General features: G+C 61.9%; 3 protein-coding genes. All 3 read left to right on the top strand.

Going from position 1 to position 3,298, the window contains the following annotated elements; genetic code table 11:
* Positions 1 to 65 precede the first annotated feature (65 nt).
* From HQL63_16120 to HQL63_16130, 3 genes are read left to right on the top strand one after another with little or no spacing between them, the layout of a single operon-like run.
* A complete protein-coding gene (locus HQL63_16120; protein ID MBF0178348.1) occupies positions 66 to 671 on the top strand; it encodes a hypothetical protein in 606 nt (201 codons plus the stop codon).
* A gap of 6 nt (positions 672 to 677) precedes the next feature.
* The gene (locus HQL63_16125) at positions 678 to 2,375 is read left to right on the top strand and encodes a nitroreductase family protein (protein MBF0178349.1); all 1,698 of its coding nucleotides are present in this window, start codon (positions 678 to 680) and stop codon (positions 2,373 to 2,375) included.
* 48 nt (positions 2,376 to 2,423) lie between these two features.
* Positions 2,424 to 3,107 carry a HesA/MoeB/ThiF family protein gene (locus tag HQL63_16130; GenBank protein MBF0178350.1) on the top strand — a complete coding sequence of 228 codons (684 nt, stop codon included), beginning with the start codon at positions 2,424 to 2,426 and terminating at the stop codon, positions 3,105 to 3,107.
* Positions 3,108 to 3,298 lie beyond the last annotated feature (191 nt).

Genomic DNA, 3,298 nt, shown 5'->3' on the forward strand with positions numbered 1-3,298 from the left:
AGGAAGGGCGCAGCCCTTCCTCCTGGACCTCCATCCCAGTCTTTCAATCGTTTTTCAGGTGTTGCATGACCACTGACGATTTTCCCTTCCCCCTGGAACCCGCCATCACCCTGCGTGACCCCATGACCGAATTTTTGGGCGCAGGCTCAGGCCTTTTCACCTACAATTTTGCAGATGTCGTCAAACTGGCCGGGCATGCCTGTCCCACCGTGGCCGGGGCTTTCCTCATGGTGGTGCGGGCGCTGGAGCTGCTCTACCCCAACGACATGCCGGAACGCGGTGATGTGGCCATCGTCATCCCCGGTCTGCCGGATCAGGGGGTCCACGGGCCGATCAGCCAGGTGTTCACCCTGGTGACCGGAGCTGCGGGGGAGAACGGCTTTCATGGCCTGGGCGGACGTTTTGTCCGCAAGGATCTGTTGCGGTTCGACACTTCGTCCACACGGGCAGGCCCCTGGTATTGTTTCCGGCGCCTGTCCAATGGCAAATCGGTCTATCTGAGCTACTCTCCCCAAGCCATTCCTCCGGATCCCGGCATGAGTCAGGATATGGAGCTGGTCGTCGCCGGCCATGCGGATGCCGCGACCCGGGAACGTTTCAAAACCGCCTGGCGGCAACGTGTCCAGATGATTCTGGCCGACGGGGGCCGTCGCACCATTCGGCAACGGTGAATTGTCATGCAAGAGTCTCCTCGTCCCCCATCCGGCGTCCACGCCTACCACATGCGCAGCAAACATTTGCCCCGGAACTATGCCGCCGGGCCGGGGTATATCGACTGGGAGACCCAACCCGACCCTTTTCGGCGTTATGCCGGCGCTCCGGTTTTGTCGCTCCCCCTGGGGGCAGACGGGCTGAAGACGCTGTTTGCAGCGCTCTACCGTCCCGGGCAGGTGGCTCCGCATCCTCTCAATGGGGAGAGTGTCGCTTTGTTGTTCGAACTCTCCCTGGGTCTGGCGGCCTGGAAGGAGTATCAGGGGGTGCGCTGGGCCCTGCGCTGCAACCCGTCCAGCGGCAACCTGCACCCCACGGAGGGGTACGCCATTCTGCCGGCCCTGGCTGCCGACTGGCCGGAGAGCGCCTTCACCCGTGCGGCCCAGGGGCCTCTTGCCGCCGGGATCTACCACTACTCCAGCCGGGACCACATTCTGGAGGCGCGGCTGCTCCTGCCGGCATTGGGCGAGCATCTGCCCCGGGACACCTTTCTGGTTGGCCTGAGTTCCATTCATTGGCGCGAAGCCTGGAAATATGGTGAGCGCGGTTATCGTTATTGTCAGTTGGATGTCGGCCATGCCGTGGGGGCTGTTCGTTATGCGGCGGCGGCTTTGGGGTGGCGCGCCACCATTCTGCTCGACCCGGCAGATGCCGATGTGGCCGGCCTGCTGGGACTGGGGCAGAGTTCTGTTCCGAATGCCGAGCCGGAACATCCCGACCTGTTGTTGTTGATCCAGGCGGATTCCGGCGTCCGGATCCACTTTCCCCGCGACCGGCTGGACACCATTCTGGCGGCGTCCCGATCCCTTGCCTGGCAGGGGCGTCCCAACACGCTCAGCCGGACGCATGCCCATGATTGGCCGGTTCTTGACGAGGTTGCCGTTGCCGCTGCCAAACCGATCACCTCCGAGGGTATCTGGCGACCGGAGCCGCTGCCCGAACTGGTGTCACTGGCTGATGATCGGACGGCGGCGGTGCTGATTCGGCGACGGCGCAGTGGGCAGGCCTATGATCCCGACGCCACCCTCTCCCGCGATGCCTTCTACCGCATGGTGGATCGTCTTCTCCCCCGGCGGCAGACCCCCCCCTGGGATGCATTGCCCTGGCAACCGCATCTGCATCCGGTTTTTTTGGTGCATCGGGTCACCGGCCTGGAAGCAGGGGCTTATATTCTGGTGCGGGACGCCTCTGCCCAAACGGCTCTGGAAGCCGCCATGGCCCAGGAGTTTGCCTGGGAAAAGCCCCCCGGCTGCCCGGAACATCTCCCCCTGTTTATGTTGATGCAGTGCGACATGCGGGAGCAGGCCAGGGAGTTCTCCTGTCATCAGGAAATTGCTGCCGAAGGTATTTTCAGCCTGGGCATGCTGGCCGAGTTTGCGGCCCCTCTCCAGGAGGGGAGTTGGCTCTATCGGCGTTTGTTCTGGGAGGCCGGCATGCTGGGGCATCTCCTCTATCTGGAGGCCGAAACCTTGGGCCTGCGCGGCACCGGCATCGGCTGCTTTTTCGACGATCACTTCCACGATTTTTTAGGCTTGGAAGGGGATTCATTCCAGAGCCTGTACCACTTCACCGTGGGCAAGGCCGTCGAGGACAACCGGTTGATCACCCTGCCGGCTTATTCATTCGAGCGGGATTTTCATGAAGGGGAGCAGGAGGGGGGGTGATGCAACACCAGGCGATGCTTCGTCACCCTCTTTTGTGGAGCGACAATCATGTCAGGTGTGTTGCTTATTGGAGCCGGTGGCTTGGGGGTTGCTGTCTCTTTGGGTCTGCTCGGCACTGCCGTGCAACGTTTGGGGGTGGTGGATCCTGATACTGTTTCTCTCTCCAATCTCCAGCGGCAGGTTCTCTACCAGACCGGTGATCTGGACAAGCCCAAGGTGACTTGTCTGGTGGATCACCTGCTGGCCCGGCGTCCTGATCTGGAGGTTGTGGCATACCAGGCCCGTCCCGAAAGTGCCGCAGCCATTGCCGACCTGGCACGGGATTATGATCTTTTGGTGGATGGTTCTGACAATTTTCCGACCCGTTTTGCCGCCAACGATGCTGCTGTGATGTCGGGCAAGCCGCTGGTCCACGGAGCGGCCACCGGCTTCAGGGGGCAGGTGATGAGCATTCTGCCGGGGCGTTCGGCCTGTCTGCGTTGCTTGTTTGCCGGTCCTCCCCAGGAGGCGGGCCCTACTTGCCGGACCCAGGGGGTATTGGGCTCCTTGGTGGGGGAGGTGGGGTGGTTGATGGCGTCGGAGGTCTCTTGCTGGTTGGCTGGGGGGGATGGGCGTCTGTTGGATCGGTTGTTGACGATTGATGTTTTGACAAATCGTCGGCGGATTGTGGTGTTGCGCCGGCAGGTGGATTGTGTGGGGTGTGGCCGGGATACCACGAAAGCGGGGGCGTGACGCTTCAACACCCCTTTGAGAAAAACTTGGACATGTTTGATAAAAACAACACCCCTTTGAGAAAAACTTGGACATGGAAGCCTTTGCCAGGGCTTCGCCCCGAACCCCACCAGGTGAGAAAAACTTGGGCATGGAGGCCTTTGTCAGGGCTTCGCCCCGAACCCCACCAGGAGGAAGGGCGCAGCCCTTCC

The organism is Magnetococcales bacterium (assembly GCA_015231175.1).
Taxonomy (GTDB): domain Bacteria; phylum Pseudomonadota; class Magnetococcia; order Magnetococcales; family DC0425bin3; genus HA3dbin3.